This window comes from Acinetobacter sp. AYS6 (assembly GCF_025630795.1).
Taxonomy (GTDB): Bacteria; Pseudomonadota; Gammaproteobacteria; order Pseudomonadales; family Moraxellaceae; genus Acinetobacter.
Map to the genome: position 1 here is coordinate 441,641 of NZ_JAOTNV010000004.1, position 24,378 is coordinate 466,018.

A 24,378-nucleotide genomic window follows, 5' to 3' on the forward strand; every position below is an offset into this window, starting at 1 on the left:
CCAAATGAAGGGACCATTATTTCCAATGGCTTTTAAAAGTTAGTCACATCAATAGCCATAGCAACACAATTTACCAATCCTGCTGGTAATGTCGAAGAGCCTGAACCCCTGGCTATCTTGAGCCATCGCAATTGCAAATTTAAAGTACCTTGTGATTCATCTACCCAAAAAGCAGGTATTGCAAACCATAGACCAAACTCACCATTTACATAAGTAAATTGGCCTTGATAACCTAACTGAGTAACAACCGTAGCAATCTTTTTACCTGATGTACCTCCACGTATAGGGGCTGTATGCGTGGCAATAGGATTGGTTTTTGGAAGTGCTCCACCATTATCCATATAAATAGCTTGCAAATAAGACACTACATTTAATGTTGGATAATTGGAGCTATAAATCATATTGCCATTTTCATTATATATTTCTAATCCACTTTTCCCTGTTATTTCCCCTATGGCAGCATTACCAATATTCATAAATTCGTATACTGTAAATGTACCTTCGATTAAGTTGTGGTTAGTGTCTACAATCTCAATAGAGTATTTTCGAATATCTCCGACAGGCAAGTTATCTACGAGATCACAGCGCATACGAGTGTTTACATTGTCATGAAGATAGATCGCAACAATAGATATAGGACTCTTACATGTATACTCAAAAGTAGCGGCTATATAAGTAGCTCTATTAACCATATACATTGCAGAAGACTCACCATCTATCTGAATATCCCCGTTTTCATTTTTAATATATATTCCAGCAGTCATTAATAAACTCCAAAATAAATTCGTAAAGGAACATCATTATTAGAAGCCCCATAATAATGAATATTAATGGTGTCCCCATTTTGCGAGGTCAGATAAACAAAATGTTGATTACGTCTCATCGTTTTCTGGCCATCAGGAGTGCCCCATGTAAGATAATTTGCACCACTATTATCAGGACTAAATATATATCCTGTACCATCTGCCAACCTTGGATGTGTAACTGGATAATCATGGTGCCCTGTATTACGAGGGACCTCAATGTAACCAAGTACCTTTCCGACTACATCGTTTAGGTCTAAAACGATTTCAGCATTTTCATTAAAAACCTGTAACCCTTGTGGCAATTTAGACTCCTTGGCCTTATGCTTTTTAATAAGCACAAGACCGATAATAAATAAAGTTATTACTGCTACAGCAATTAATCCCATAAACCCATCTTTACTCGCATAACATTGTTGTCGTCATAAATGGTAATCAAACTACCTGTAAGTACCATTCTAGCTCCATTAGGCTTCGCTGAATCCTTGAGTGTGGTTAAGGTTCCAAGATTGGCACTAATGGCGCTTAGACTTGTTGCATTGATTTTGTCGGCATTGATGTAACCAATTGATGCATTATCTAAGTACAATCCAGCAGGAATCACTGTACCGTTAGGCAAAGTCGTTGCCGTTGATTGATAAGTAAATGCGTATTTCGGAGTGACCGTGCCCGTAACAGTTGAAGGTGCACCAATGGCAAATCGGTTTGCTTGGATAATGAAATCAACTGTCTTGCTATCATTCTCAATACCAATACCGCCGACCAAATTGCCTGATTGCAATTTCAACGTTGCTCTTGCTTTCAAGCCATCGATTGATTCTTGTTGGGATTGAATCGATGATGTATGTCCACCGACAGTGGTTGTTAGATTTGTGATGCTTGTGGCTTGTGTAGAAACCTTTCCATCGATGGTAGTTACTTTGGCATCCAAAGATGTTAAGGCCGATGCTTCTGCTTTGTTGGCAAGTCCGTCACTAAGAGTTTTGATGTCTTGCGACCATGCGCCCCAAGTGCTTGTGCTCGCACTGCGGCGTTCCGCAGTTAGCTTAGAGTCAGAGCCACGAGCAATCTGAATGATTGCCCCGCCAGTTGCGTCACTGTAGTAAACATAAGTTTCAAGTGATACATAGGTGCCCATTCCCGTTAGGCCGATTATTGAAGCCTGTTTAAACTCACGAACGATACGTTTAGGGTAATTTGTCCAATACCATGACGGCGGTTGGTTCGTTGAGCGAGTGTCAGTAACCTCAATGTCTTTTAGTAATCCATTAACTGAACTATTTAATGACGTAATGCTAGAACCTTGAGAGGTAATAGAACCTTCAGTTACGGTTACTCGGTTAGCCAAGTTTGTCAAAGCTGAACTATCTGCCTTTGAAGATAAAGTTCCGTTGATAGTCGTAATGCTGTTGTTAAGCGAAGTAATTGAGCTACCTTGTGAAGTAATCTTTCCTTCTGCTGTAGTTACTCGCGTATCAAGTGACGATAAAGCATTAGCTGTGGCATCGTTGGCAGCAATCGCATCGGCATCTTCAATGATGATGTAATCAAGCTCTGTCATGCCTGCCGCGTTCGAGTAGTTAGTAAGGAATTGAACGCTTAAAAATGCAGTTGCATTTGGCATCTGGCGAGGAGCTGCTAATGTCCAACTTCCTGTCGCCGCTCCTGTTGAACGCCCTTTGACGTACACTGTCACTTCTTGCCATACGTTGTTTGTAGGGCTTTGATTGATCACAAAGTAGTTTGATGAACCAAAGTCCAAAGAAACAGTATTGCTTGAATTTACGTGCGAAATGCCATCAAGCGCCAAACAACAAACTGCACAATAGATTGTTCCTGTGCCATTGAGGCGACGATAACGAGCACGGATACGATAAGTTTTAGTTTGGTCAAACGGCAGTTTTGCTTTTGATCTCGCGTTTACGTGGTCATTTCCCGCGTTGTTACCAAAACGATAGACTTTGCCACCAAGCGCTGAAGTATCATCAGCTCTCGCAACTTCACCGTTTTTAACCCAATAATTCCACTCGCTATCAGGATCCACATCAAGTGATGCAGACATTGTGATGCCATTGGCTACATTTTTAAGGTTTGCAGTTAGGCTAGTGATTGAAGACGTATTTGCCGTGATTTTACCTTCGGCAGTTGTCACTCGACTATCAAGATCAGTTACCGCAGAAGTGCTCGCTTTGGTATTTAAGGCGCCGTTAATGCTTGTAATACTGTTATTTAACGTAGTGATGCTATTACTGTGAGAAGTAATGGTGTCACCCTGTTGTGTAACTGTATTTGTTAGATTAGAGATAGCCGAAGCGTTGGCGGTAATCTGAGTAGAAACATCTAACAATGATGGCTCTACAATTGCTGAAATACCACTAGATGCAAGGTCGGCTTCCGCAATTAGGCTTGCTGACCAACCATTAATCCAATCGTCTGGCGGAGTTGTATAGCCAATTTCGGCATCAATATTAAATTTAGGATACTGCCAATAAGCGTTAGGCGCTTGTGACGTCAAGATAACCACAACAGTACCGTTGCGAACCCCCATACGTACACGCATCGGCAATGTACCTGAGTTCACTACACCATGTTGAATAATTGAAGTGCCGGTATAAGCATAACCGCCGATATTCAAATTAATATCGGTCTTACCAGCCAAATAGTTATAACCAGTAAGCGCCAACCTAAACATCTTACTTGTGAAGGTAATAGGCGTTTGAATTACGATGTTACCGACGACATTTGCGCCGTTTTGTTGGAAAACCAACACCCCTCTAAACAACTTAGCTGCACCAGTACCACCTTGAATCTTAGGCAGTGCAGCGTTCGCTGTATTGGTAGTCACCGCTAGGTTATTAGTCAAGGAAGTAATTGAGCTACCTTGAGAGCTAATATTGCCTTCTGCTGTTGTCACTCGATTTGATAATGAGCTTAAAGCGGATGCATCTGCTTTCTGTGAAAGCGCGGTATTAATGTTGGTAACGCTATTGTTTAAAGTAACAATATTGTTAGATGCAGAAGTAACACGACCATCAATATTGGTAACTTTAGAATCAAGCGTACTTAATGCAGAAGAGGTTGCCTGCAAATCACTAGCTAATTTTTTATTACCTGTGATGTTGCGCACTTGGATATTCGTTACATGCCACAACTGAGCCGCTGCATCTGCTGCTGCAATGCTTACCTGTAACCATGGGCGAACTTCTACCGCGCCAGCAGGAATAGTGAAATAACCTTCAACCATCGTCCAAGTGGTTTTGTCTGTAGATTTCGCTGCAACCGTATACCAGCCATTTACAGCCGAAGCATTACGGGTATTTAAGCCAATAACTGCTGTAGCAGTTGCGGAAGCGTTAGGAGTCGCAAACCAAGCAGAAACATAGAACATATCCCCGACATTGCATTTAACGTGTGGTCCATAATATGAATCACGGTTGTTAAGTTTTAATGCTTTTGGAGATGGTGGATTAGGTGCTGCATCAGTCGCATCAACAATCACACCAGCAGTCCAACCACTCTTAGGGTCAACAAAGTCAGGATTAAGAATAAGATTTGATAAATCACTATTCGCAAGCGTGTTATTCAAGCTTGTAATTGAGTTGCCTTGGCTTGTGATGTTTCCTTCTGCTGCCGTAACTCGGTTAGAAAGAGTATTGACCGCCGACGCATCTGCTTTGTTAGTAAGCGTTCCGTTGATTGAGGTAACACTGTTTTTCAAGTTGGTAATGTCAGCGCCTTGACTTGTAATAGTGCTGCCTTGTTGGTTAACAGTAGATGTTAAAGAGCTAAGAGCCGCAGAGGTCGCAAAACTGCTATCAGCATCCGCCGTCGTTAAAACTGGTGAAACTTTATAGCCCTGAACTTCCCACCAACCTGCTGTGCCCGTATGACCAGGCGCGATACCGAAGAACAGTTGTGGATTGGCGTCAGATGTAGATGTAAGATTTACAATCTTCTCGATCTTTGTCCACGTTTCATTCTTTGGAACGTCTGTAACTGCCACGCCAACGCTTGTGTAACCCGAAGTTGTAAACTTGCCATCATTTCCAGAACGACCGATTGGAATCATCAACAAGCCATTTGAATCAGCACTACAACGAACCCAAAAGCTTACTTTGTATGTGCGATCATTTGGTAAAGGCGTTCTTGCGTAGTTAAAACAGTTCACTGGAACTGTTGTGTCTTTGCGGAATACCGTATTGCTGACTTTGCCAGTGGTAGTCGTTTTGAAATACTGAGCCATCGCATAGCTGTAGTGACTAATCCACTTTTCAGAATTTGCGAGGTTGTAATCAGGAATTAATGAATCGCTATCAAATGAGTTAATCGAGTTGGTTAGCGAAGTGATTGAGTTACTTTGATTCGTTAACCCACCTTCAGCAGCCGTCATTCTTGTGGAAAGGCCACTTAAAGCAGAATTGGTCGCCGAAATATTTCCCTCAGCGGTACTCATACGAGAGCCAAGCGCTGTGATTGAATTTGTAGCCGTCGCTAAGCGTCCATCAACATCAGTAACTTTGGTATCCAAAGTAGTTAAGGCAGTTGCATTCGCTTGGTTGCCAGCAATGGCTTCTGCATCTTCGAGGATTAAGTAATCAAGCTCTACAATGCCTGTTTGACCCGTATAGTTCGCAATGAGCATTGGCGTAATGAAGCCAGTTTGTTGTGAGATGGTGCGAGGGCTTGCTTGCGAACCTGAACCAGTCGCGGCACCTGAAGAACGCCCTTTAAAGTAAGCAACCACCTCTTGCCATTGATCGAACGCAGGTGTTTGAGCATTGACGACGTAGTTTGATGAACCCATATCATTGGCGAGGGTGTTTCCAGTCGTGACGTAAAACGCTTTGTCAGGAGTCTTTTGAGATACGCCAATGTAAACAGATCCCGTACCCGCACGACGGCGATAACGTGCGCGTAATCGGTAGGTTTTAGTTGCATCAAATGGAATGAAGTTGTTTGGATGCATCCAAACCATATCGTTACCAGTATTGTTACCAAGCTGGATTACTCGTCCTGCTTGGCCATCTACTTGAGCGACAATTGAATATTCGCCAGGCGCATTGAATAAAGTCCAATCCGTAACTGAGTTGCCAGCATTCATTGAAATGCTAGAAGTGGCATTGCTTAATGTTGAACTTAGCGATGTGATGGCATTTGTATTGGACGTTACTTTGCCGTCTACATTCGTAACTTTGGTATCAAGCGTTTGAAGCGCTGAGGCATCAGCTTTAGTCGATAACGCCCCTTCTGTCGAAGTCATTCGACTTTCAAGACTCGTTACACGTCCCGCAGTTGCGCTGTTTTGGTTAGTTGCTGTGTTGAATAAATCCGTCGCTTTGGCTTGCGTCGAAATAATCATTCCACTTGGGTCAGAACCCGCAATCCAAGTTGAAGGCGTTGTGTTGCTGCCAACTTGTCTCTCAAGCATCATTCTTTCAATAACGACAACTTGACCAGCAGCCTTCGCAGTAGGGTTGCCGATTAACAACATACAAGCAGCAGCACCGCCAGCAGGCACCGTAAAAACTCCACTATAGCGGGTTAGTGTTGCTGTAATGTTGAAACGTAGACGAGTAGCGCTTACGTTATACATCAACCAGTCAATCGGGTGTGGTGGTGTGCCATCAACTGTTTTAGCAACGAAACTAAATATGTATTTGCCTTCAGTTAACCACTGACGAGGCACTTGCCCTCCGCCAATATTAAAGTAAAGTCCGCTACCACTTGCAGTAGGCATTGTGAACTGGAATGCCCGAACGTTAACTGTATCAGTTGACGAAACGACCTCATAAGGTAAACCTGATACCCAGTTAGTTGGTTTTTCAACCGGATTTGAGATTTCTGGGCCTAAAAGGTTTACACCTTGATTCGGCAGGCCATCAAAACTACTTTGCAAAGCGGTTAATGCAGAAGTATTCGAGGTTAATTTTCCATCGATTAGCGTTACTTTAGAATCAAGCGAAGTAACTGCCGAAGCATCAGCTTTGTTTGCAAGTGAGCCATTGATAGAAGTAATGCTGTTATTCAAAGAGGTAATCGAATTACCCTGTGAAGTAATGGTATTATCCTGTTGTGTAACGGTATTTGTTAGGGTAGAGAGAGCACTTGCATTAGCTGAAATCGAGTCGCGATAAGCTTTAGGAATCGTATCGTTTACAGCGGTAACGTCGAACACTTCATAAGATGCGAGTTTTACTTCAAGTGGGTTTACGGTCGTACCAGTCTGAGTCGATCTAACGGCAGCTCTAAAATGACCGTGAATGCTCGCTGTAGCATCTGGACCACAAGCAACTACTGTCAAATAAGTTTCAAACTTACCTGTACCATCGATATTGCCGTAAATTTTTCGATAGCCGCCTGTACCAATGTCATTCCCAATAGCGACAAGATAGAAGCCGACAGGCATTTTAATTACTTGCTTGATCAGGAAGACTTTATTAGGTCCACCCACTAATGTTGGAGCTGTTGGGTACCACCCTGAACCTAGACCCGTTACAGTCGATGTAAATGACAACAGCATTTCATTTGTGCTTGTGCTTGGGTTGTCACTTGACTTTGCTTGGCGTGTAAAACTAGAGCCAGTGATTGCAGCATACGGCCCTAAGCCGCCATTACCAGTCATGAACATCGGATCATCACGTAATGGTTTTCCGAGTGACTGCAAGCGCGCTAGATCGTTAACGTCATTAAGCGCTGTGTTTGTTGCGGTCAAATTGTTATTAGTCGTCGTGAGATTGTTGTTCAAAGTGGTAATTTGTCCACTCTGGCTAACAAGATTTCCCTCTGTAGCCGCAACGCGACTTGTTAAGCTATTTACGACACTTGAATCGGCCTTATTAGATAAATTGCCATTAATTGTTGAAACGCTGTTTTGAAGAGAGGCAATTGAATCACTTTGATTTGTGATTTTGCCCTCAGCGGTTGTCATACGGGTCGAAAGTCCACTTACAGCGCTGTTTGTACCATTGATGTTTCCTTCCGCCGTTGTCATTCGAGAACCTAGAGAGGTAATCGAATCTGTGGCAGTGGTTAAACGCCCATCGATGTTGTCGACTTTGGTTTGTGTTGTCTGAATGGCGGTAGCGTTGGCATCAAGAAGCGCTTTGGTATCACGAGGACTAGGACTCCAAGCAGTCGCCTTAGTGCCTGCCTCAATCTGCAATTTGCGAATTGTCGGAATACGGCCAGTACCATAAACTCCGTAAAACTCAATTGTCGAAATGGTCGTACTCGCAATATGTGCTTTAGGAGTTACTGTGACTGAATACTTAACAAACTGATTAGGAATAATCGCATTCACTGTTACGGCGAATGTGTGTGCCGAATTATTAGAGGCATACACTTGGACAGAGCCGACAACAGGTACACTCATCTCGAAAGAGATTGTGATTGGCTTATCGAGATTCTCATCGTAGAACGCCTTTAATTCCGCGCTACGTTCGTACATCAAGTATTCTTTGTTTGTCGCAGCAGTTGATGTACGTGGAGCTTCTGAATTTGCAACGGCATTCACACCACCAATCGTTAACTGAGAATTAAATGTATCGATCGCTCCCGAAGTCGCAGAATCAGCCTCAGTTTTTGTGTAGTAGTTGTTTAATGCAGTTGCTTCGGCTTTAGTTGAAAGTCCACTTTCAACAGTATTTACTCGTCCTTGAAGAGCGGTAACAGCATTGGTATTGGTCGTTACGCGACCATCAATGCTAGTCACTTTTGTATCAAGTGAGGTTAGTGCGGATGCGTCAGCTTTCTTCGAGACGTTATTGTTGGTTGTGGCCAGGTCATTACGCAGGGAGGTAATTGAATTACCTTGGCTTGTAAGAGTGCCTTCCGCATTACTAACGCGTGTTGTGAGATTGCTTACGGCTGTGGCGCTTGCATCTAACGAGGCGTAAATAGCACTAAGATCGGCTGAACCCGCTACCCATGGCGAGCCATCCTTGCTGTCTCCCACATATTCTTCGATCATTAACTTGTCCATAGTTAAGATCGCGCCAGCAGGAGTCAAAGAGGCAGATGAAGCGCCCCCTGTGTAAAGCAAAATAGTTGCAGTTACGCCAGTTGCAACAATTGGAGCAGAAATATAAAGATTGTATTTTACAAAATCAGTAGTGAAAGAAATGTTCTGTGTTTGCGTTGATGTCCATAACAAAGTGACTGTTTGAACAATAGCGCCGCTTTGATTAAATACACGCAACGCAAAACGACCGATGTAGTCGGCTACATCTGCTTTTGCGTAGAAGCTAAATAGCAATTTAGCTCCACCACGTACTGCTACAGGAGCTTGCTTGCCATCGGCATAGTTGCCGATGTAAACGTAGTTGCTCAAATTGGCAGTTAAGTTTTTAAAGTTATAGGCCTTTCCAGTTCTGAAAGTTGAGTCAACTAGGCTAACTTCAACGCCTGATTTAGTTACCGTATACGGCACAACTTGGGGATCTGAAAAAGGCGCAACAAGAAGATTCGCTCCTTTACCACTTAATTCAGATTTTAGAGAAATGATCGCCCCTGCATTACTCGTAACTCGCCCGTCAATGCTTGTAACTTTAGAATCAAGAGTATTTAAAGCACTTGAATCAGCTTTGGTGGCTACCGCGTTGTTTGTTGTTGTCAAATCATTACGAAGTGATGTAATCGAATTGCCTTGACTTGTAATCGTACCTTCGGCCGTTGTTACCCGGCTGCTTAAGGAATTTAGAGCCGTAGCGTCTGCTTTTTCTGAAAGCGCTCCATTAATTGACGAAACGCTATTATTCAATTGGGTGATCGAATTGCCTTGGCTTGTAATCGCGCCTTCTGCTGTCGTAACGCGGTTAGTTAATGCGCTTAATGCAGTAGCATCAGCTTTATTCGATAAAGCTCCATTGATTGAAGTAATGCTGTTATTCAATTGAGTAATTGAATTACCTTGGCTTGTAATCGTGCTTTCTGCGTTACTCACGCGTGTTGTAATGCCGCTAATCGCAGTGGCATTGGTATCAAGTGCGGTTTTAATTGCACCCAAATCAGCAGGACCCGCTGTCCAAGTTGAAGCAGGCTTATCGTCGCCAATAGACTCTTCAAACATCAGCATATCAATGAGAATACGTGAGCCTGCAACGTTATTTGTACTATTGCCCGTACAAATAAAAGTAAATGCGAAAGCATCAGTTGGGGCCGTTACGCCTTTAAAAGTAATTGTCCCTCCGTCATTCGATGGGGTTACTCTTAAATTGCCGGTTAGCTGACTTTGCAATGTAATCTGAGTAGTTAAGACAGTTCCGTCTTGTGCTCGTTTAAACCAAAGCAATGTAAAATAAACATCTGCTTGTTTAGTTGCATCTAGATTCTTAAAGTAAGCGCTAAGCATGTAACGCTTACCGCCAGTGATTGAGCCTGCTGCCGTTGTGTTTACGGTTGCAGTTGATGCGGCACCGAAATAAATATTTCCTGCTGCTGTCGTAAAAGTGACATCGTAGGCTTTGCCCTTTACGCGCATTAGCGAATTCACTAATGCCACAGTTCTTGAAGAGCCAAGAATATTAGTTGATAGCTCTTGAGGATCAGAAAAAGGCGCAATGATGTTATTGATACCCTTGCCTGAACTTAGGTCTGATCTAAGAGATGTAACTGCTGAGGCCGCTGCTGTCGCATTTGTTACCGCTGTATTTGCCGTTTGTTGAGCAGTTGCAGCAGAGCTAATTGCATCGGCTGTCTTGTCCTCATTTGTTGTTAAACGCGAATCAAGCGAAGTAATTTTTGAAGTATTTACACTGGTATTTGTAGCATTCGTTGTAATTTGCGTTTGCAAACTTGATAACGTGCCATTGGTACTTGATTTATAAGTTTCAACATTGCTTAGCAGAGCCGCATCTTCTGATTTACGCTGCGTCGTTTCAGTAATGAGGCCATCATTCATTTGTGAAATTGCAGCAGTACGTGCGCTTGCTTCATCTGCAATTTTTTGATTTAACTGATTTGTAGACGTAGTTAAATCGGAAGCGACTTTTGAGGCAGCCGTTGCTGCATTATTTGCCGCCGTTTGAGCATTGGTGGCAGTTGTTTGAGCATTGGTCGCAGCGGTATTTGCCGTGGCAGCAGATGTGGTTGCGGTTTCTGCCATAGATTTTGCTGTATCGGCAGCATTTTTGGCATTTGTCGCTACATTGCTGGCAGTTAATGCTGTGCTTGCCGCTTGATCTGCGGCATTTTTTGCATTAGCCGCAGTTGCGCCCGCTTCATTGGCAACTTGTTGAGCATTGGTTGCTTGTGTTTGCGCTGTGCTTGCCGCAGTTTGAGCACTTGTTGCTGCTGTTTTGGCATCTGTAGCTACCATCTGAGCATTTGAAGCCGCAGTTTGAGCGCTACTTGCCGCAGTTTGTGCATTAGTAGCCGCTTGCTCTGCTGCCTCTGCAACATTAACAGTATTTTCAATTTTGCCTTGAAGCTCTTTGGCGAGATCACTTTCAGCAATATGTCCAGAGATAAGATCTAATACAGCCTCAGGGTCAGCAACAGTTGTTCCATTAACCCATTCCGACCATGCTCCAACATTACCAATTTTATCTACAATTCGACCACTATAATATTGAATTAGATTTGGCTGTAAGCCTTGAACTTTATGAGTATTAGTTGGATAAGCGAACTGACCTAACGGCGCGATATTACTTACACCATCCGGAGAAACGCGAATTTCAACATATGCTGCATCTTGAGCCCCTACATTAGGAAAACTCCAATCCAACTGCATACCAAACAAAATACCAGTAGCACGGATAAATTCCAGTTTAGGAGGAAAACCCTTTTTACCTACTACTTCAGTAATTGATGAGTAAACTGGTAATGAAGAAACTTCAAATGCTGAAATTGCGGTAACACGTGCTTGATAATCTCCTGAATAAACTCCCTGCACTTCTAAAGAGTTATTTCCTGTGAGTGGTAAGCGAAGCCAAGAACCATTGTCTTTACGCCATTCAACAAGATATTTAACTGCACCTTTTGCCTGTTTCCAAGACAAAATCATTGTTGTGATATTAATACCTTGATTAACTTTATTTTCACTTGTAATTAAAATATCACTTACGGGATCCTGAATAGTTGGATTAATAACTGAAATTGGTACTTCTTCAAAATAGGCCCCACTATCTATTTCATCAAATTTCTTAGAGTTATATTGAATAGCATTAATCGTAAATTTGTTTTTCTCTTCCTGACGAATTGAAATAACCCTAAATTTCATTGTTGCTAAATCTTGAGCATCGATTACCCAAATATTTTCCGCAGCAATTGAACCTAAATCGAATGGTAAAGTGACTGTAATTACACGACCATTTATAGATTGAATAATTCTAGTTTGAGCTTTTCCGTTTTCACCATTAACAACCAAACGATCGCCTGGCTTAGCTACAACATCATCGCGATCAATTGTTAGATTAACTCTATCTTCAGAAATTGCAGATACACGTCCGCCATTAGCACGTCCTGCAAACAATTCATCTGCAATTTCAATAACTCGACCAGGTTGTGGAATCCATCCATCTAGACCAACTTTAAAAGTTACGGTTCTTGTTTCAGACTGTTCAGACTTTAAAGCCCACAAACCAGCACGTTGTGCTTGTCCACGTGAAGTACACCCCCACGCATTTAAATCTAAAATGCGTACTTGACCAGAGTCTGAAATTGCCTGCTCATCTCGAACATATTCATATTCAGTTTTATAATGATTTGCTGGATTATCAAATGCGACTTTTACAACATTGTGGCGATCACGAGCACGTGTACCTGAATATTCAAATTCTCCAATCACGTTGGCGCGGGTATACGTAAAATATGTATCTTGTGGAATATCTGCATCACAGATAATACTGTTTCCATCCCAATAAGAAATTGCTCTAAAAACTCCAGCTAATTTTTTTAGAATTTCATAAGCTTCTTCTGCTCTTTGCAAATATACATTACAAGTAAAACGTGGCTCTTGTCCTCCTTGGCCATCATTTACAGATTCATCACAATATTGACCAAGACGGTATAAAGACCATTTATCAATCATAAATGGTGTAAGTCGATCACCTAAACCATATCGATCTGAGGTACAAATATCGTAATAAACCCAAGCTGGGTTATTTGAATATGCACTAATAAATGTACCATCCCACATTCCAGCATATGTTCTAGAAACCGGATTATAGTTGGAAGGGAGTTTAATTTTTGTACCCTTACATTCAACTGCAATTTTAGCGACATTGTTAAAGGTCTCTGCATCATATTGCAAACCTAATAGTGCTGTATTCGGATAGCGTAATTTTGCATCAATAACTTCAGTGACAGCCTCAATATACATTTTGTCACTAACATACTCAGAGGTTGAGTTTGGTGTAATACGGCGCACACGAATAAGCCAATCTGAATCAGCTTTTGGTAAGTTAATCCGATGAGCACGCTCATAATTTGCGGAAGTTTTATCAGAGATTTTTGTTTTTAAAACTTCAGTCCAAGGCCCACCATCAGTTTGTAATTCTACTGCGTACTCAATGGTTACACCTGATACATCTCCACTCGTAGCATCTTGAGTTCGTAAAGGCCCCCATTTAAGTCGAATACGTAAAGCATCTAAATCTAAATTTTTAAAGGACTTAACCCATGGCGTTCCCGCTTTTAATTCGACATCAATTGCAGTTTCGCTCTCAACAGCTGGAAAACCTTCTATATAGTCTTGGTCATTTGTTCCTGAACGAAAATCAACTTTTACACTTTCAAAATTTAATTTGCCATTGTTATCTTCAAGTGGTGTATTTTCAAGCAAGATAGACTTATTACCGCTTGCTAATCCTTCAATCTCCCCCTCAGCAAGGCCATATAGAATATTTATGCGAGTTTTTGACTGTGCAGAATCAGGAGCGATATTTGGTTGTCGCGCTTGTCCGCTTCCTTTTTTTGAACCTTTTACAATTGACATAATAAATCTCACGCATAAAAAAGGCGCTGATAAGCGCCTATAACAAAATCTATTTTTTGATTAAAGTTGGTCTTCAGGGTACTGACCTGCACTGATAATAAATCCACCAATTTCACGCTGACCATAAAGAACAGGTACAGGATTTCCTTGAGCTACTGTTGTTACTGCACTACCAAATCCTTTATTTGCTCTGTTACCATCTTGGTTTTGGTCTTGAGTCGTTGAAACTTTAGGCATTAACATACTTGAAATTCCACCTATTGCCATACCGGCACCAGCACCAATTAAAGCGACACCCATATTTGTAGTTGCACCACCTGTCCAAAAACCTGCAACAATAAGAGCAACACCTAAAATGGTTTGAACAACACCACCACCAGCACCTACCACGCGAGGTACAATATGAATGGTATCGGCTTGGGTATTCATATCTAACTGATCTTCAGAGATATTATCTCCTGTAATCTGCTGTTTTGAATCTGAGTCATAAATTGAAGATTGTTTCTTTTTATATGTAGAGTTCTTATTATTTAAAAATACGGCAAATTTAAGTCCAGACTCATGAGCACGTAACATAAAACTTTCAAAACCCGGAACTTGAACTGATAATGCACGCATAGCTTCACGAGTATTCACAACATCTAATTGAAATTGCTTTCCAAATTTTTCAGCTAATACACCATATAGTTTGATTGTTTTTAACATGAGATTATCCTGGATTTAATAAAGGAGATATTCAACTGAATATCTCCTCTAAACTTTAAAATTAGAGAGCTTCTGTTGGAGTCTGAGCTTCTTCAATCAAAATAGAGAATCCTGTTTCTCGATTATAAGTCAGGACTAAATTTTCAAGTGTCATACCTTTATTGAATTGAATCGCATTCACTTGATTACTAAATTGAGTTACGAGTTCTGCTTCCAGTACTGAAACTTGTTTTGCTGCTTGAGTTGCCATTGAAATTACCTCTTTAGAAAATAAAAAACCTGCGAATGCAGGTTTTAGGGATTTTGCCTTTCGGCGGTTTAATTCATTTTTTTGTGTCTTAAAATCTTCACGGTTCGATCTAACCATTGTGGTCCATAAATCTCTCTTACAGACTTACGCCCATAAGGATGATGAAGAATTAAAGATGAACCAATACATGGTTCTGTCTGCTCTGTTTTAAGTTTTCCTTGGTCACCAAGCCAGATTAATGCATGATTAGGATGTTCCGTGCGTCCTACTCTACAAATCAACATGTCACCATATTTAGGTTGTGATACTTCATAAAAACCAGCTTGTTCATAATTTTCTAAATATAGTGAAGGGTGATCTTTTTGTTCCCACCAAGCATCTTCTCGATCAAAATCAATTAATGAAATATTGAGTTCACGACTATAAAAATCACGAATTAATGAATAACAATCTTGCCATCCATGATAATAGTTACGTCCTACCAGAGGTGCTTTATAACCAGATGGTTCGTATATTTGAAAATCAATATGGGGATATGAACAAATCACCCAAGGTTTTTTATGTAACTCAATTTGTGTTAAGTCTAATTCGGAAGCACGTGTAGTTCCATCTGGATGACTATGAACATACGCCTGAATTTCCCCCTGATCTTCAATCATAGTTAAATCTTCAGGATTGATTTCAAATTGATCATTTTTAGTAGAAATATTACGGCAAGGAATATATTGGCGATCTACAATCACACCACAGCATTCAAGTGGGTAACATTCATCGGCATGTACCATAATTGCTTTTTTAATTTTTGCTGAAAGTTTCATAATCGACCTGCTTTACGACAAGTTTGAAGCTGGAAAACCACCGTAAGATAAAGGCTGGTTTTCACCAAAATGTAAGCGACAATCTCGTAAACGACCTCCACACTTATCTTGGGCTGGGTCATCAGTAAGCTCACCTTTTTCTGTATACATTGTCGTCCCTGTATAACCACACTCCTCACCACGATAACGTCCTTTACATGCCCATTCACACAGTGAAGTAATTTGCCTAACAGGAATTTCTCTTCCTTCATTATCTATAGGATTAGAAAGTTCAAATGTGACTTGCTGAGCATTTTCAGACGTTTTCTGTTCTATGTACCAAATCTGTTCTTTTGATTCATTTGCTGCATTTGTATTGCCAGAAGAAAAGTTTGATGCATCTAAATATTTAGCCATTGTGGTAATGACTTTTAATTTAGCATCAGCAAAATCTTTGAATTGTAAACAGTAAGCCGAAACAGCTCCTTGAATACCATTAATATTATTTGCAATTGCTAAGGATGGAGTAGAGGCTTTTCCATCTGAACGCAATTCTAATTCAGATACTTTAATTGCTAATGGTTCATAGGTTTCACCTTGCCAAATAATATTTGGCTTCCACTCACCATTATCTTTAAAACTAGCATGGCCATGAAACCTTAAAATACCCGCACCAAGATTCCTTGCATCTAATTCATAAAGAGTAATTAGTCCATCTACTTCAAGTTTCTGAAAATCACTGACGAGAGACATATTTATTTCCATAAAAAAAGCCCCTTTTCAGGAGCTTATAAGTGAATAAGTATTTAAGGATAATAAACTTGGGTAAATGTTGTACTAATACGCCACCAACCACCACCTAAATGGACAGGTTGATATTCACCCACTTTTACACGTACTTCACCATCTAAAGGTGAGTCCCAAAGAAATGATTTTGAACCTTTATGTAAGTCAAAAAATTTTTTAATCTCTAAAATATTTTTTTCGGTATCAGTCTTAGTATATTGCCACTGACTAGAACAATTATTAATACCAACACTTACGTTTTGTTCGTAACCATCCCCAAAATTTGCATTTAAGACATTAAATGTATTTTTTTGGGAATTACCATCTAAATCTTGATTCCAAGTAAACTTAAGGGCACTCATAAAATATTCCTAAAATATACAGAACAGCTATATAAATACTTATTCACACAATATTTAAATGATAAATAATTTATTATTTGCTCTATTAAAATACAACTTAAAAAAATAAAATACCAAATGAGATTTATTACAATTATTTAAACCAAAAAATAAGATATATTTCAAAAATCTAAAAAATTAAAATAATAGTATTAAAAATAAAAAAGCTAACTTTAATTTTAAAGTTAGCTTTTAATATATGTCGAATTTATATTTCGACCATCTTAGTTACACTATACTTTAGTTTTCAGAAAAAAGAAACTATAAATTAATGAAGATCATTTAAAATATTTAATTCAAATTATGTCAAATTAAATAATCTCTTGAATCTATTATTTTTTAAAAACCGAGTGGGTACATTTTACCCACGAATCGCATTATATAAAATCCGACCTTGACGTAACTCTTGAAGTAATACTTGTCGAATTGTATTCCCAAGCACTTCTCCAACTAATTTATATTGCCCAGATGAGTCAACTTGGCTACTACCATCTGAGTTCACTGTCACATTTACCGACACAGGAGCATTAATGGCACTTCCTGTTGGCGGAAGTTCAGCAAGCTGAGGCACGATAATTTGACTTGCGTCTGTTTGAGGCATCTCACCTGTCTGGTTCATATAATTAAGATTATCCAAGCCAATCTTTTTAGCTGAAGATTGTTTAATCATGAACTCTTCATTAGAAGCCCAAATAGGAATACTGTCACTTAAACCATTTCCCAAACCTCTAATCTGTCCACCAGTTGCAAAGCCTTGAATTGTTTGTGCTGCCATAATACCAACTGAAGCATAGCCTGTAGCTCGTACAAAAGCAGCTAAGAATGAACCATATGCGCCTCCTTGAGCCAAGGCTTTAGTTGCACCTTCTTCTGTATTTACAATTGCTTGAGCAATTGATGCTGCTTTTGAAGCTAAAAACATCGTTTTATATAAAGCATTCGATTTGCCTGCTGACTCGGCAACCATATTTGCCATCTGATCAAATACTTGTCCAGTCATGCCCGCAATTTGCGAATAAACCTGCAACTTTGTTTCAAATTGTTGTTGAGTTAAATCAGCTTCACGTTGTGCATATTCTTCATCTAAAGCTGATTTCGCGATAAGATATTCTTGATGTGCAGCTAATAATTGAGCACTACGTTCACTTTCATCATCAGTTGCTAAAAATATACCTGCTCGCTGGTCGCGGTAATCTTGATCGATAGAACCATTTGCAACATTATATTGATTTTGCAAAGTATCCCACGCAGCTTGATTCGGATCACGTTTTGTGGATACCACATCAAGACTTTTTATAGCGTGGTCTTCCATTTTCTGGCTATTCTTAGTAAGTACATCAGCTATTGCCATATCCTTAGCTTGTAATAACTTCTCACGTGTTTCTTTTGTAAGTTGTGAGTTTTTTTGAATTTCATCGCGTTCAAGTTTATAGCGGTTTAATACAATCTCTGTTTCACTCAGATAAGCTGCTATGGCTGCCTGGACTTGTTGCTGTTCTTCTTTTTTAACTGCTTCGATATCAAGGCTTTTTTTACGGTCTAATGCCTCTTTTATTTCTAAAGCTTTTTGAGATTTCCCATACTCATAATCAGCATTAGAGTTAATTAACTCTTTTTGTCGGTCATAGTTTTGTTCAATTTGTTTAATTCGATCTGTTTCAAAAGCGAAGTATTGGTTGTACTCTTCCTTTTTATCAGACTCAAGTTTTGCAAGTTGTGCAGCATATAAAGCATTTTCTTGATCAATTAGCTTTTGAAAATCAGGGGTACCGCCGTGGGTTTCAGTAATTTGATCAATATGATCTTGATGCTCTTTTGAGAACTTTTCCTTTGGTGTTGCATAAATAGCAGCAACATTAGCTTTTTTAATCGCTTTTTCTTTATTTGAAACAATAAGATTTTCTGCAGTTTTAAGCTGATCAGCTTGAGAAGGATTAACCATCGAATCATCAACGGTAGAACTATTGTTAGCTCCAGCTCTATATTTCAATACCGTTTTCGGATAGTTCTGCATTTCTCTTGCTTTAGCAGGCGACAAATACAATTTGCCATTTATAACTTGATGACCACTTTTGTTTTTAACTTGGCTTGAAATTCTATCTTCTTTAAATGCTCTTGTTCCGGCAACTCCTCCATTATAAGCCATTAATGCATCAGACCAGTTACCAAATGCTTTATATCCATTTAATAATTCTGCTGAAGCTGCTTTAGTATAAGCAGCTTCAGAATAGCCACCAGCTTTTAGAATTTTAGCATGTTGTCTACGAAAAATTGAGGTTGTTTGAAAAGGTCCTGTTGCTCCTGTCGGACTTGTAAGATTTTTACCACCAGATTCGGTAGCAATTAAGCCCGTTAAAAGACCCGCGGGAAGCCCTTCCTGCTTTGCAATTTCTTCCAAATTATTTTTAGAAACAAACAGCCTTGCTCCATTAATTTTTTCCTTGTCGTTAGTATTAAAAGTATAGTTTTTACGCTCAAAATCTCCCTTGAGAATTCTTAATTGATTACCATCAAGAGTTTTACCTGTATATCCCAATCCAGCTTGTTCACGATAATTTGCAGCATATTCTGCCTGTTCTTTTGACCAACCTGCTGCCATATTGGCTTCAATATATTTTTGACGTTGCTGACTAGTCAGAATATTTGTTAGAGCATCACGTTGCTTTTGAGAATACGCATTCCATTTATCAGGCATAATACCCAGTAAACGAGCCTGATTTTCTAAAGCTACATTTAGTTCTCCCTGAGCTTTACTATTTTGCTCAGTTGATCCCGATAAGGCATCAACTCTTATTTTTTGCTCGTCTACTGCTTTTTTCGCATTATCAACTTTATCAGCAAATAGTACTGCTGTGGATATTTGTTCTTTTGTATAAATACCTAAAGTAGCCATACCATCAGCAAAATCAGAAGCAGAGATTTTTCCATTTTTAAATCTTTGAACTAGATCATCGATTACTTTAACAGCTTGCTGGCTATTTGCAGACTCATAAGCAATCCCAACAGCGCTATCATAAAAGGCCTCTTTCGCATCTTGATACACTTCATTTTTGTCTTTAAGTTTATTTTGAGCTTCATAGACGAAAGCTTGTTTTTTCGCAACACTAAGACTATTGTAGTGATTAATTAATTCTTTGAGTGATACCTTTTGTTCATCAAAGGAATCCGTTGCTTCCTCGGTTTTTCGGGTCATTAGATAATAAGCACCTCCAGCAACTACTGCTTGAAGTGCAAGCATTGCAATACCAGCAGGCCCTCCAAGAAATGCCATAGCTCCTCTTAATACCCCCATAGCGCCTGCTGTTTGTAAAGAAACCCCTGCCATACGTGCAAGAGCTATTTCATAGCGAATAGCTCCAACTACTCCCATAGTAAACTCTTTAGCTACCATCGCACCCTGTACTGCAAGTTTAACGCTTAGTGCAGCCCCCAAACCAACCGCTGCTGCAGTAATGGTGTCCATATGAGAAGTGACAGCAATAAATACAGGCATGATTCCATTGACCATCGTGGCTTGAAGACCCTGCCATTGCAAATCCATGATTTGTAAGTTTTCTTTAGCTTGTGATAATTTCTTTATCATGGCGTCATCCATGATAGCTCCAGCTCTTTGTGCTGCATCACCCCATTTTTTAAATTCTGCGCCACCATTTTCCAGTAAAGGAATTAACGCGGTCGAGTCTGAAATAAGGGCTTCCATATAAAACTGCATACTCTCCTGACTAACATTTGCTTTAACAAGAGAATCATAATAAAGCTGTAATGCATCTGGGCCTGAAAGTTTTTGGAATTGAGCAATTGTTACACCAACTTGCGGTGCAATGTTTTTAAAGAAATCAGCTAATGGACCACCTCCTGTCTGTTGGAAATTTCCGATATTTTGTTGCATACCTTTCATCTGGTTTGCAAATTTATCCATGCTAATTCCTACAGTTTCTGCGCCTTTTGCGTAATATTGAAAGGACGAAGTACTTGTATTGGCTAGCTGAGCCAGCTTTTTGATTTCACTACCTGTATCAATTACACGTGTTACAGTCGAGGTGAGGCCGGCAACAATCTGATTATTCATGAAATCACTGACAGATTTCATGGTAGAGCCTATTGTTTTAAAACTTTGGCCAATAGTTTCACTGGCTGATTTCGCTTTACGTTCTGCCTGGTTAATAGGCTCAATAAAATTAACAATATTAACAACTAAGTCTATGTTCAGAATTCCTAAATTAGTTGCAGCCATACTTATCTCCAGGCAAAAAAAACGACTTTTCGGTCGTCAATGATTAAATTATGATTTAACTAGATTTCAAGTTACTGCTTTGCTAAATTGGGCATACTTTACAAATACTAGAGTTAATCAAGGCAATGAAACAAAAATTATTACTGCTATCTTCATTTTTTTTAATTAACCATTCTTTTGCAGTAACAATAGATGATTTAGAAACAAAATCGATATTCCGTACATTTTATCCATCTATGTTTCATGCTACTTTTGAAAGTAAAGATGAAGAAGAAATTAAACTTCCCCATATTGGAATCGAAGAAAATAGCCAAGAATATTTAGCCATACTCCATCCCGCGGAAGTCTTTAAAAATAACTCGGATGAAGATAGATATTTAATTTTTGTTGAAAAACGTGAAATTGGTAAAGCAGTAAGTGAAATTGAAAAAGGAAAACTTGTCGAAAAAAGTTCGAACTTCTATGAGTTTAGTGAAAGTTGTCATGCCTGTGAAGGTAATGCTGACCTCATGATTTTTAAGAAAAATAATCAAGGTAATTTTGATTTAGTCTCTAAAAATATCAATTCATACACTCCACCAAGTCAATATGGAATTATTAATTTAAATATTGAAAATCTAGCTTCAAGAATTGTCAAGATAGGTAAAAATGATGTTGGCTTCTTCGACGACTCATATACCTATTCAAATGATGGCGGATCAGATACTTTACTACATCTTATTAAATTAGGTGATGATGCTATTCAAGGATACAATATTGATATTGTTGGAGGAAGTAATGAAGGCACTTACGACCAAAACTCACCTTTAAATTATAGCTTTAAGGGTGAATATAGAGTTAAAACGGATCAACCTGATTTAAAAAGTTACCCTATTGAAATTAAATTCAAAGGAGATATTTATAATGAAAAAACAGATAAATTTGTTAAATATAATAAAATAAAAACATATCAATTTAATAATTCTAAAAATACATACAGTATTACATCAGAAAAAAGTTATTAATTTATTTTAAAAAAGCACTTTTCTCAAAGTGCTTTTTTAATTAGTTATAATTAGCGTAACTTTTTCATTTTATTTATACGCTCTTGCTCAAAAGTAAGAGCTGGTGGTTTATCAAAGTGTGGTAAATAATCATAAATTTGAAGCCCTTTTACACCCTTAGATGACGCAAACATGAGTTTCATTTCTGCCATTACTTCTTCTAAACGTAAACCTATGTTGAGGCTACCTCTTTTTTGTCGGTAAGCTGCCCAAGTTCTAATTTCTTTGTGGGTAAAGCTTGTTCTGACTTCTTCGATTGATCTTGAGGTTGCGATCGCGATTTCGATGAGGAGCTCTTCTCTGTCGTCGATTTCAATGTCTGCTTTCCCATGACATTAATTTCAACAATTTTAACCCAAATGATATCAACTAATGCTTGGCTAAAGTGTAATCGTACTTCATCCTCAGTGAAAGTAGGAACACCATGCTCATCTGTAATACAACTTGCTAAAATACCTGCTAAAGCCTCTTTATTTTCTCCGTATGCTTTCATATTTGCTACAGCAGATTGATAGTTAAAAGGTTTAATATAGGTTGTAAACTCTGATTTTTCACCATTTACCAGAACTTGAACTGTTACTTGTTCTGGCTTACCAAGCAAAATGCCTGATTTGATTTGATCCGCACTTAGTTTCTTCATTTTTAATTTTCCAAAAGAAAATAAGCCTGCTAAGCAGGCTTATTAATAAAGCTAAAAAACCTTAAACGGTTTTCAATGTATCGAAAGCTGGGGTTTGGCGTTTCATTGGAATAGTATGGTTTACCAATGAGTCTTTATCGAAAATTGGTGGACCTTTTCGTAATTGAGCTTGGAATTGTGTCCAAGAACGACCTTGCGGTACTGTCACAACATCACCTTGTAAAGTTGGTGCAGCAGTACCATCGGCCCATCCAACAAAAACATCAACTTTTGCTTTATTTTGAGCCAAATTCAAAATCGTAACATGGGTTTCATTTTCAGGATCAGTATTGATTTTCAAACTACCTTCACCTGGTTTAACTAAACCATATTCTGAAGTTGAAGATTCACGCTCTTCCATACATGTTGTTTCAATTTCAGTAACACTATCATCGCCTACCGACAACTCAGTAATACATTCAATTTTAGTTAATACAGCTGGTGAACCATGTTTTACCCATGTTTCAGTACCTTGTGTTAATACGCCCATGATTGGACTCCTTTTTTAACGACGAAAAAAACCTCGCGTTTTGCGAGGTCATAAAATTTTAGAATTTGGGAAGTTTGTCTAATAGAGTACTACATATGTGCAATATATAAATTTAGTATTAATTACACATAGCACCTAGATCTTAGTTTTCTAATAAACTGTATTACAATTTATTTATTAATTCACTTCTAAGCATCTTAGCCATTAATTCTTTAGCATTTTTGGGAGAAGTTGCTTTTTTTTCAATGTCATCCACAATTTGACTAATTTTTTTATCATCTGATAAATTTTTTAGTTTCTTTTGTAGAGTAGACAAGCCATTCATATTCATAGATATATCCTCCAAAATAAAACCATTTATTGCAAGATCTCTTAACAGTAACTATTTTTACTTTAAATAGTTATTTTCATTAGATTTACGACGGGCCTGCCTTAACTTATTTTGATTAGTTAATTTTTTATTTTTTTCTAATGCATCTGAATTAATAAATTTAACTAAGTTTAGCTTCAATAAATCTTCCGCACTGTTTAAATCAAGTTCAATTACCTCACCGGCTATATGAACAATTCGATTATGCATACATGTTGTTAAAAACTGGACTTTTACATTTGACATATTTTTTCCAATAAAAAAAGAGCTAGACTTTAAATCTTGCTCTTCTAATGACTAAGATAATATAAAATACTTTTACCAATTGATATAAATATTATTTTTCTTTTGGCTTTGAATCTAAGTAAGAAATAATATTTTGATCAACTATTTGATCTTCAAAATAACTTTGAAGTAATTTATTATTCTGCTCGATAGCAGAATAAATAAGAGTATCTTTATTTTCAACCTTTTGAATCAATGTGTTGTTCTGCTTTACCAACTCTTCCATCACTTCGAGTAACTTTGAGCAACAGTAATTTTGTTCTTCGTTCAAGTTCATTATATTTACTCTCTAACCATTTACGTCTTTTAGCACAACCCGTACAACTCATAATAAATACCTTTCCAGATTTATTACTAATAAAAAAATAAAGCCATATCAAATTAATTTGATATGGCTTTATATGCTGCATTTTTACAGCAAAACTTAAATAACGATTTAAGAAATATTTAAAACTTTGACTCATATAAAATAATTAAATAACATAGATTTTTAGATTTTCCATGAATAGAGAACAATCTCTCTAAAAAATTATTATCTATGTAAAAATTTAATATATGAATTATTCTTATAAATACGATAATAAAAAATTTAAAACAACTT

At 38.5% G+C, this 24,378-nt stretch carries 16 protein-coding genes; 1 reads left to right on the plus strand and 15 read right to left on the minus strand.

The window, feature by feature from the left end; all coding sequences use genetic code 11:
* Positions 1-32: 32 nt before the first annotated feature.
* The 9 genes from OD757_RS02960 to OD757_RS03000 all read right to left on the minus strand — a co-directional run bounded on the left by OD757_RS02960 (position 33) and on the right by OD757_RS03000 (position 20,910).
* A complete protein-coding gene (locus OD757_RS02960) occupies positions 33-764 on the minus strand; it encodes a hypothetical protein (protein ID WP_263030809.1) in 732 nt (243 codons plus the stop codon).
* On the minus strand, positions 764-1,192 hold the full coding sequence (locus tag OD757_RS02965; protein ID WP_263030810.1) for a hypothetical protein: 429 nt from the start codon (positions 1,190-1,192) through the stop codon (positions 764-766). The genes OD757_RS02960 and OD757_RS02965 overlap by 1 nt, the downstream gene beginning before the upstream one ends.
* Positions 1,183-13,737, minus strand: a complete 12,555-nt coding sequence (locus OD757_RS02970) for a phage tail protein (protein ID WP_263030811.1) — start codon at positions 13,735-13,737, stop codon at positions 1,183-1,185. The genes OD757_RS02965 and OD757_RS02970 overlap by 10 nt, the downstream gene beginning before the upstream one ends.
* 60 nt (positions 13,738-13,797) lie before the next feature.
* Positions 13,798-14,442: a tail assembly protein gene (locus tag OD757_RS02975; protein ID WP_263030812.1), complete on the minus strand. Its 645-nt coding sequence runs from the start codon at positions 14,440-14,442 to the stop codon at positions 13,798-13,800.
* 61 nt (positions 14,443-14,503) lie between these two features.
* Positions 14,504-14,692, minus strand: coding sequence for a hypothetical protein (locus OD757_RS02980; RefSeq protein WP_263030813.1), 189 nt, complete (start codon positions 14,690-14,692; stop codon positions 14,504-14,506).
* Between the two features lie 68 nt (positions 14,693-14,760).
* Positions 14,761-15,510, minus strand: a complete 750-nt coding sequence (locus OD757_RS02985) for a C40 family peptidase (protein ID WP_263030814.1) — start codon at positions 15,508-15,510, stop codon at positions 14,761-14,763.
* A 12-nt stretch (positions 15,511-15,522) separates the two neighbouring features.
* Positions 15,523-16,242 (minus strand): phage minor tail protein L, encoded by a 720-nt coding sequence (locus OD757_RS02990; protein WP_191899927.1) that lies wholly within the window; start codon positions 16,240-16,242, stop codon positions 15,523-15,525.
* Between the two features lie 53 nt (positions 16,243-16,295).
* The gene (locus OD757_RS02995) at positions 16,296-16,637 is read right to left on the minus strand and encodes a phage tail protein (protein WP_057070195.1); all 342 of its coding nucleotides are present in this window, start codon (positions 16,635-16,637) and stop codon (positions 16,296-16,298) included.
* A gap of 400 nt (positions 16,638-17,037) precedes the next feature.
* The gene (locus OD757_RS03000) at positions 17,038-20,910 is read right to left on the minus strand and encodes a lytic transglycosylase domain-containing protein (RefSeq protein ID WP_263030815.1); all 3,873 of its coding nucleotides are present in this window, start codon (positions 20,908-20,910) and stop codon (positions 17,038-17,040) included.
* 125 nt (positions 20,911-21,035) lie between these two features.
* Between OD757_RS03000 and OD757_RS03005 the strand changes: the two genes are divergently transcribed.
* The gene (locus OD757_RS03005) at positions 21,036-21,914 is read left to right on the plus strand and encodes a hypothetical protein (protein ID WP_263030816.1); all 879 of its coding nucleotides are present in this window, start codon (positions 21,036-21,038) and stop codon (positions 21,912-21,914) included.
* Between the two features lie 50 nt (positions 21,915-21,964).
* Here the strand turns inward: OD757_RS03005 and OD757_RS03010 are convergent, their stop codons facing one another.
* The 6 genes from OD757_RS03010 to OD757_RS03035 form a co-directional block, all read right to left on the minus strand.
* Positions 21,965-22,105: a hypothetical protein gene (locus OD757_RS03010; protein ID WP_165382137.1), complete on the minus strand. Its 141-nt coding sequence runs from the start codon at positions 22,103-22,105 to the stop codon at positions 21,965-21,967.
* A gap of 20 nt (positions 22,106-22,125) precedes the next feature.
* Complete coding sequence (locus tag OD757_RS03015) at positions 22,126-22,593, minus strand: phage tail assembly chaperone family protein, TAC (protein WP_263030817.1); 468 nt, start codon at positions 22,591-22,593, stop codon at positions 22,126-22,128.
* Between the two features lie 61 nt (positions 22,594-22,654).
* A complete protein-coding gene (locus tag OD757_RS03020; protein WP_057070199.1) occupies positions 22,655-23,122 on the minus strand; it encodes a phage tail tube protein in 468 nt (155 codons plus the stop codon).
* A gap of 163 nt (positions 23,123-23,285) precedes the next feature.
* Positions 23,286-23,453, minus strand: a complete 168-nt coding sequence (locus tag OD757_RS03025; RefSeq protein WP_263030818.1) for a hypothetical protein — start codon at positions 23,451-23,453, stop codon at positions 23,286-23,288.
* Between the two features lie 57 nt (positions 23,454-23,510).
* Positions 23,511-23,738, minus strand: coding sequence for a hypothetical protein (locus OD757_RS03030; protein ID WP_107882688.1), 228 nt, complete (start codon positions 23,736-23,738; stop codon positions 23,511-23,513).
* A gap of 91 nt (positions 23,739-23,829) precedes the next feature.
* Entirely contained in the window at positions 23,830-24,054 is a 225-nt protein-coding gene (locus tag OD757_RS03035) for a hypothetical protein (RefSeq protein WP_263030819.1), read from the minus strand.
* Positions 24,055-24,378: the final 324 nt, after the last annotated feature.

What these genes read in the sequence shown, in the direction of transcription:
- OD757_RS02990 (WP_191899927.1), bottom strand. Translation starts at nt 16,242, where the DNA reads ATGTCTCTCGTCAGTGATTTTCAGAAACTTGAAGTAGATGGACTAATT.
- OD757_RS03020 (WP_057070199.1), bottom strand. Translation starts at nt 23,122, where the DNA reads ATGGGCGTATTAACACAAGGTACTGAAACATGGGTAAAACATGGTTCA.
- OD757_RS03025 (WP_263030818.1), bottom strand. Translation starts at nt 23,453, where the DNA reads ATGAATATGAATGGCTTGTCTACTCTACAAAAGAAACTAAAAAATTTA.
- OD757_RS03015 (WP_263030817.1), bottom strand. Translation starts at nt 22,593, where the DNA reads ATGAAGAAACTAAGTGCGGATCAAATCAAATCAGGCATTTTGCTTGGT.
- OD757_RS02980 (WP_263030813.1), bottom strand. Translation starts at nt 14,692, where the DNA reads ATGGCAACTCAAGCAGCAAAACAAGTTTCAGTACTGGAAGCAGAACTC.
- OD757_RS02960 (WP_263030809.1), bottom strand. Translation starts at nt 764, where the DNA reads ATGACTGCTGGAATATATATTAAAAATGAAAACGGGGATATTCAGATA.
- OD757_RS03005 (WP_263030816.1), top strand. Translation starts at nt 21,036, where the DNA reads ATGAAACAAAAATTATTACTGCTATCTTCATTTTTTTTAATTAACCAT.
- OD757_RS03010 (WP_165382137.1), bottom strand. Translation starts at nt 22,105, where the DNA reads ATGGCAGAAATGAAACTCATGTTTGCGTCATCTAAGGGTGTAAAAGGG.
- OD757_RS02970 (WP_263030811.1), bottom strand. Translation starts at nt 13,737, where the DNA reads ATGTCAATTGTAAAAGGTTCAAAAAAAGGAAGCGGACAAGCGCGACAA.
- OD757_RS02965 (WP_263030810.1), bottom strand. Translation starts at nt 1,192, where the DNA reads ATGGGATTAATTGCTGTAGCAGTAATAACTTTATTTATTATCGGTCTT.
- OD757_RS02975 (WP_263030812.1), bottom strand. Translation starts at nt 14,442, where the DNA reads ATGTTAAAAACAATCAAACTATATGGTGTATTAGCTGAAAAATTTGGA.
- OD757_RS03030 (WP_107882688.1), bottom strand. Translation starts at nt 23,738, where the DNA reads ATGTCAAATGTAAAAGTCCAGTTTTTAACAACATGTATGCATAATCGA.
- OD757_RS02985 (WP_263030814.1), bottom strand. Translation starts at nt 15,510, where the DNA reads ATGAAACTTTCAGCAAAAATTAAAAAAGCAATTATGGTACATGCCGAT.
- OD757_RS02995 (WP_057070195.1), bottom strand. Translation starts at nt 16,637, where the DNA reads ATGAGTGCCCTTAAGTTTACTTGGAATCAAGATTTAGATGGTAATTCC.
- OD757_RS03035 (WP_263030819.1), bottom strand. Translation starts at nt 24,054, where the DNA reads ATGAACTTGAACGAAGAACAAAATTACTGTTGCTCAAAGTTACTCGAA.
- OD757_RS03000 (WP_263030815.1), bottom strand. Translation starts at nt 20,910, where the DNA reads ATGGCTGCAACTAATTTAGGAATTCTGAACATAGACTTAGTTGTTAAT.